This window comes from Pseudomonas emilianonis, from assembly GCF_023072625.1.
GTDB classification, from domain to species: domain Bacteria; phylum Pseudomonadota; class Gammaproteobacteria; order Pseudomonadales; family Pseudomonadaceae; genus Aquipseudomonas; species Aquipseudomonas paraveronii.
In genome coordinates, this window is record NZ_JAKNRV010000189.1 from 1 (window position 1) to 5,635 (window position 5,635).

The window sequence follows — 5,635 nt, forward strand, 5'->3', positions numbered from 1 at the left end:
TGATTGTCGGGCTAGCGCAGGTAGAGTCCATCGACAGCGGCGTGGCCCACGTGCTGCAAGCCTTGCCACGCGGGCAGCGGCGGCGCTTGAAGGTGCGCCTGCCGTTTCTGGCCACAGTGGATAACGCCGCGCCCAAGCCTCGGCAAAGCGCGTATGGCCCGGCACAACGCGGCGAACTGGCGGCCCACGAGGTCGAGGTTGAAGAGGATGAGTTATTCACCGGCGCCGTGCTGCAACCGGCCAAGCCCCGGCCCAAGCGGCTCAAGGTGATCAAGGCCAAGAGCGGCGCGGATCGGATGAAGGCGGCCACGGCCAAGGCCAGTGGCGGCGGTGGGCAGGTGCTCAAGGGCCTCAGCCCTGAAGCGGGCGCTGAAGCCATTCTCAAACTGTTGGTTGAGGAAGGCGTGGTTCGCTGATCCTGGACGGGGAGTGTGGTTACCCACAATCCCTGTTGACCCGTCTGTGGATAACCTGTTCGCGGCTGTCCACACCCCCTGTAAATCAAGCCCTGCAGCCCTCTGTACGAAAAACAACCAGGCTAACTCGCGGTTTTTCCTTGGGTTTTTTTGTGTTCAGGGTAATTGTCCTGTGCAGACTTGCCCCCAAAGTCTGTTGGCGCTTCTGTGGATAAGATGTTCGCTTACCGCTGCAGCCCATATAAATAAAGGCCTGCGCTGATCTGGTTGAAATATGATCAATTGCGGCTTTTTGCGCTCTGAAACGCTTGGATAGCCCGGTTTATGAAGGTTTTAGCGGGTTTTCCACAGCCTCGTCAAAGTTGCCCCCAAAGTCTGTTGGTGCTTCTGTGGATAAGGTGTTCGCGTACCGCTGCAGGGCACGTTTTATATGGCTTGCGCGGAGTTGTTCAAAAATTGACCAGTGGCGTCTTAAAACGGCCAAGTCGAATAAGTCACGGATTTTCTTGATTTAATTTCGACGGGCCGGCGCACTTGCCCACAATTGCTGTGGGTGGCTCTGTGGATAAGTTGTTAGGCAAAGCCTGGAGGGCAGGCGGAGAGAGGTGTTTCGCGGGGTTGATCAAGTTTTGATCAGTGCGGAACCCAATGAGGGAGCGAGCAAGCCCGCTCCCCCAGGGTCGGTTACTGGGCGGCTACGCCTTTGAGGTAGGGCGCCGGCGCCGCGCCGAGGTTATTGAGCATGCGCTCGCTGTACCAGTCGATGAAGTTCACCACGCCGAACTCATAGGTCTTGGAGTAAGGCCCGGGCTGGTAGGCGGTGGAGTTGATCCCGCGCTGGTTTTCTTCGGCCAGGCGACGGTCCTGGTCGTTGGTGGCGTCCCATACTTGGCGCATGCGCTCCACGTCGTAGTCCACGCCTTCGACCGCGTCCTTGTGGACCAGCCACTTGGTGGTGACCATGGTTTCCTGGGCGCTGATCGGCCACACGGTGAACACGATGACGTGGTCGCCCATGCAGTGGTTCCACGAATGCGGCAGGTGCAGGATGCGCATCGAGCCCAGGTCCGGGTTCTTGATGCGGCCCATCAATTTTTTGCAGCCCTGTTTGCCGTCCAGGGTCATCGACACGGTGCCCTTGAGCAGCGGCATGCGCACGATGCGGTTGCGCAGGCCGAAGCTGGCGTGGGCGTAAGGGATCTTCTCGGCGTCCCAGGCGGCGGCGCTAGCGGCCACGTGGTCTTTGAAGGCTTGGTCGGCGCGCGGGTCGGTGACGTCGTCCCATTCGAGCAGGGTTTTCAACAGCTCGGGGTGCGAGGCGTTGCAGTGGTAGCACTCGCGGTTGTTTTCCAGCACCAGCTTCCAGTTGGCCTTTTCCATCAAGGTGGTTTGCACCGCCACCTTGGTGTTCTCCATGTCGTAGGGTTCCATGTAGTGGTTCAGGGTCGACAGGAAGTCATCGATGGCCGGCGGGTTCTGCGCCAGGCTGATGAAGATGTAGCCGCCGGCCGTCTTCACGTTGATCGGCTTGAGGCCGTACTGCTTCATGTCGAAGTCGGCGCCCATCTCGGTGCCGGCGAACAGCAGGCGGCCGTCCAGCTCGTAGGTCCACTGGTGGTACGGGCACACCAGCTTGGCGACCTTGCCTTTGTCGCTGGTACACAAGCGCGAACCGCGGTGGCGGCAGACGTTGTGGAACGCATGCACCACGCCCTCGGCGCCACGGATCACGATAATCGGATTCTTGCCCACTTGCAGGGTCAGGTAGTTGCCCTTGGTGGGGATCTCGCAGGTCATGCCGGCGATCAACCACTCTTTCTGGAAGATCTCCTGCATGTCGATATCAAACAACCGTTCATCAGAGTAGAACGGCTGTGGCAGCGAGAATGTACGCTCGCGCTCTTGCAGCATCTGCGCGGTGGCCTTGCGTGCGGGTTCCAGCGGATCGCCCAAGCTTAAGGTTGCGGTGACGTCCATCGTATGTGTCCTCATGGCCATTCTGTGTGGCCGGCGAAAAGTGGCTGAACAGGTTTGCAGCAAGGCGTAAAGAAAGTGTCGTTGTTGGCTGCGAGTGTGGGGCCGCTGTTGCGGTGAACCTTATCCATGGGCGACATGGCCCAATCTGTTCCCGACGCGCAACCCTATGTCGTTGGGGGCTGGTCGCGATAAGTATGTGAATGTCGCAGATAGGTAAATGGGTGGTTCTCGCGTTACGCAGAATCGCCACTATCAAGGCCGAACCTCGGCGGTGGAGAACAGCATGTCCAGCAACTTCCTGAATCCGGTAACCACCCAGACCTGGGCCAATGGTCGGCACATCGTCCGTTGCGTCAAAGTCATCCAGGAAACCTGGGACGTGCGCACCTTCTGCTTTATGGCCGACCAGCCGATCCTGTTCTTTTTCAAGCCGGGGCAGTTCGTCACCCTGGAGCTGGAAATCGACGGTCAGCCGATCATGCGTTCCTACACCATCTCCAGCTCACCGTCGGTGCCTTACAGCTTCTCGGTGACGATCAAGCGCGTACCCGGCGGCAAGGTCTCCAACTGGTTGCACGACACCCTGCACGAGGGCCAGGAGCTGGCGGTGCACGGGCCGGTCGGGTTGTTCAATGCCATCGATTTCAGCAATCCCAAGGTGCTGTACCTCAGCGGCGGCGTCGGCATCACCCCGGTGATGTCCATGGCGCGCTGGTATTACGACACCAACGCCAACGTCGACATGACGTTTATCCACAGTGCGCGCTCACCCAAAGACATCATCTATCACCGCGAGCTGGAGCACATGGCCTCGCGGATCGACAACTTCAGCTTGCACCTGATCTGCGAGAAACACGGCCTGGGTGAACCCTGGGCCGGGTATCGCGGCTACCTGAACCACAAGATGCTCGAATTGATGGTGCCGGACTTCCTGGAGCGCGAAGTGTTCTGCTGCGGCCCTACGCCGTACATGACGGCGGTGAAGCGCTTGCTCGAAGCCGCCGGTTTCGACATGGCGCGTTATCACGAAGAGTCGTTCGGCGCGACGCCAGCGGAGGCCCGCGCCGATGCAGTGGAACAGGCCGAACAAGCCGCCGACGCGCCGGAAGTCGACGTGGCGGATCTGCATCAGGTGGAGTTCATCGCCTCGGGCAAGAGCATTCGCGTGGCGCCGGGTGAAACCGTTCACGCCGCCGCCGCCAAGCTCGGCCTGCTGATTCCCAAGGCCTGCGGCATGGGCATCTGCGGCACGTGCAAGGTGCTCAAGCTGGGCGGGGAGGTCGAGATGGACCACAACGGCGGGATTACCGAGGAAGACGAAGCCGAGGGCTACATCCTGTCGTGCTGCAGCGTGCCGAAGGGCGACGTGCGGATCGAGTTCTGACCCACCCCTCAAGCGGGCACGGTCCACTGTGGCAGGGAGCAAGCCCCTGCCACATTAGCTATCAGGCGCCCATCACTTCGCGAATATCCGCCGCCAGTTCGCGCACGCGTTCTTCCTCGGTGTCCCACGCACACATGAAGCGCGCGCCGCCTTTGCCGATGAAGGTGTAGAAGCGCCAGCCCTTGGCCGTCAGCGCGGCGATGGCCGGCTCCGAGAGTTGCAGGAACACGCCGTTGGCCTGCACCGGGAACATCAGCTCGACCCCTGGAATATCCGCCACCAGGCTGCTCAGCAACTGCGCGCAGTGGTTGGCGTGGCGCGCGTGTTTGAGCCAGGCGTGGTTTTCCAGCAGGCCCACCCACGGCGCGGAGAGGAAGCGCATCTTCGACGCGAGCTGGCCGGCCTGTTTGCAGCGGTAGTCGAAGTCTTCGGCCAGTGCGCGGTTGAAGAACAGGATCGCTTCGCCCACGGCCATGCCGTTTTTCGTGCCGCCAAAGCACAGCACGTCCACCCCGGCTTTCCAGGTCAGGTCGGCCGGTGAGCAGCCGAGGAACGCGCAGGCGTTGGCAAAGCGCGCGCCGTCCATGTGCAGGTTCAGGCCGAGCTCTTTGCAGGTGGCGCTGATGGCGCGGATTTCTTCCGGGGTGTACACGCTGCCGACTTCGGTGGCCTGGGTCAGGGTCACCACGCGGGGTTTGGGGTAGTGGATATCCTGACGCTTGAGGGCGATCTCGCGGATCGACTCCGGGGTCAGCTTGCCGTTTTCGGTGCGTGCGGTGAGCAGCTTGGAACCGTTGGAGAAAAACTCCGGCGCGCCGCATTCGTCGGTCTCGACGTGGGCGGTTTCCGAGCAAATCACGCTATGGTAGCTCTGGCACAACGAGGACAGCGCCAGCGAGTTGGCGGCGGTGCCGTTGAAGGCGAAGAACACTTCGCAGTCGGTCTCGAACAGGTTGCGGAAACCGTCAGCGGCGCGGTGGGTCCATTCATCATCGCCATAGGCGCGTTGATGGCCGTGGTTGGCTTGTTCCATGGCGGCCCAGGCTTCCGGGCAGATGCCGGAATAGTTATCGCTGGCGAATTGTTGGCTCTTGTCGGTCATGGCCCATTCCTGTGGTCGATGTTGGTGCGCACTGTAACCAAGATTGTCGGGCGTGCGCACGCACTGTAAATGCAAAGTGACTGGGGAATTATGCACGGTACTGAAACGATTCCTGTCGGACGCGTCCGCGATGGCGCTTTGGATTTGCTTAAGTGGCTGGCGCTGCTGAGCATGGTACTGGACCACTTGCGTTATGTCGGGTTGAGCCTGGACGGCCTGTATGTGCCGGGACGCCTGGCGTTCCCATGGTTTTGCCTGGCGATTGCGGCCAATCTGCATCGGATGCGCAACGTGGCGGTCACCGGCCAATGGCGTTACCTGGGCTGGCTGGTGCTGTTCAGCGTGATCAGCGAAGTGCCGTACCGGCTGTTTATCGAGGATGCCGATACGTTGAACGTGTTGCCCACGTTGGCGTTGGGCCTGCTGGTTGCCCGAGGATGGCAGCAAAAGGCGCTTGTTGATCGAGGATTGGCGCTGATTGCCCTCGCGATAGGCGCTGTATTTTCCACGCAGTTGATGTTCGGTTTTTTTGGTGTGTTGCTGCCGTGGGCGATGTTGTTGGTGTTTCGTCGGCCATGGTATTTCAGCGTGTTGCCGGGGCTGCTGTGTGTGGCTGCCAATCAATGGCAAATCCTGCTCGATAGCGGCACGCCGGTGGCGCTGATGGGATTGGCGGCATGCCTGATCGCGCCATTGGCCGGCCTGGTCCTGTTGCGACATGTCAAAAACGCCACGCCGCCAGCAATGCGCCGCTGG

The 5,635-nt window shown here is 60.8% G+C and carries 4 protein-coding genes and 1 pseudogene; 3 read left to right on the top strand and 2 right to left on the bottom strand.

The genetic code is table 11. From position 1 onward, the window contains the following. Nucleotides 1-416, top strand: a pseudogene (locus tag L9Z73_RS18345) (electron transfer flavoprotein subunit beta); the annotation flags it as partial. A gap of 684 nt (nt 417-1,100) precedes the next feature. Here the strand turns inward: L9Z73_RS18345 and gbcA are convergent. After that, a complete protein-coding gene (gbcA, locus tag L9Z73_RS18350; RefSeq protein ID WP_247403711.1) occupies nt 1,101-2,393 on the bottom strand; it encodes a glycine-betaine demethylase subunit GbcA in 1,293 nt (430 codons plus the stop codon). Nucleotides 2,394-2,676: 283 nt separating this feature from the next. Here gbcA and gbcB point away from each other — a divergent pair, with 283 nt between their 5' ends. Beyond that, nucleotides 2,677-3,777: a glycine-betaine demethylase subunit GbcB gene (gbcB, locus tag L9Z73_RS18355; protein WP_247403715.1), complete on the top strand. Its 1,101-nt coding sequence runs from the start codon at nt 2,677-2,679 to the stop codon at nt 3,775-3,777. Between the two features lie 61 nt (nt 3,778-3,838). Here gbcB and L9Z73_RS18360 read toward each other — a convergent pair whose 3' ends face one another. Next, a complete protein-coding gene (locus L9Z73_RS18360) occupies nt 3,839-4,879 on the bottom strand; it encodes a threonine aldolase family protein (RefSeq protein WP_247403718.1) in 1,041 nt (346 codons plus the stop codon). Between the two features lie 90 nt (nt 4,880-4,969). Here L9Z73_RS18360 and L9Z73_RS18365 point away from each other — a divergent pair. Then, a partial coding sequence (locus L9Z73_RS18365) for a TraX family protein (protein ID WP_247403720.1) occupies nt 4,970-5,635 on the top strand: 666 nt, incomplete at its 3' end.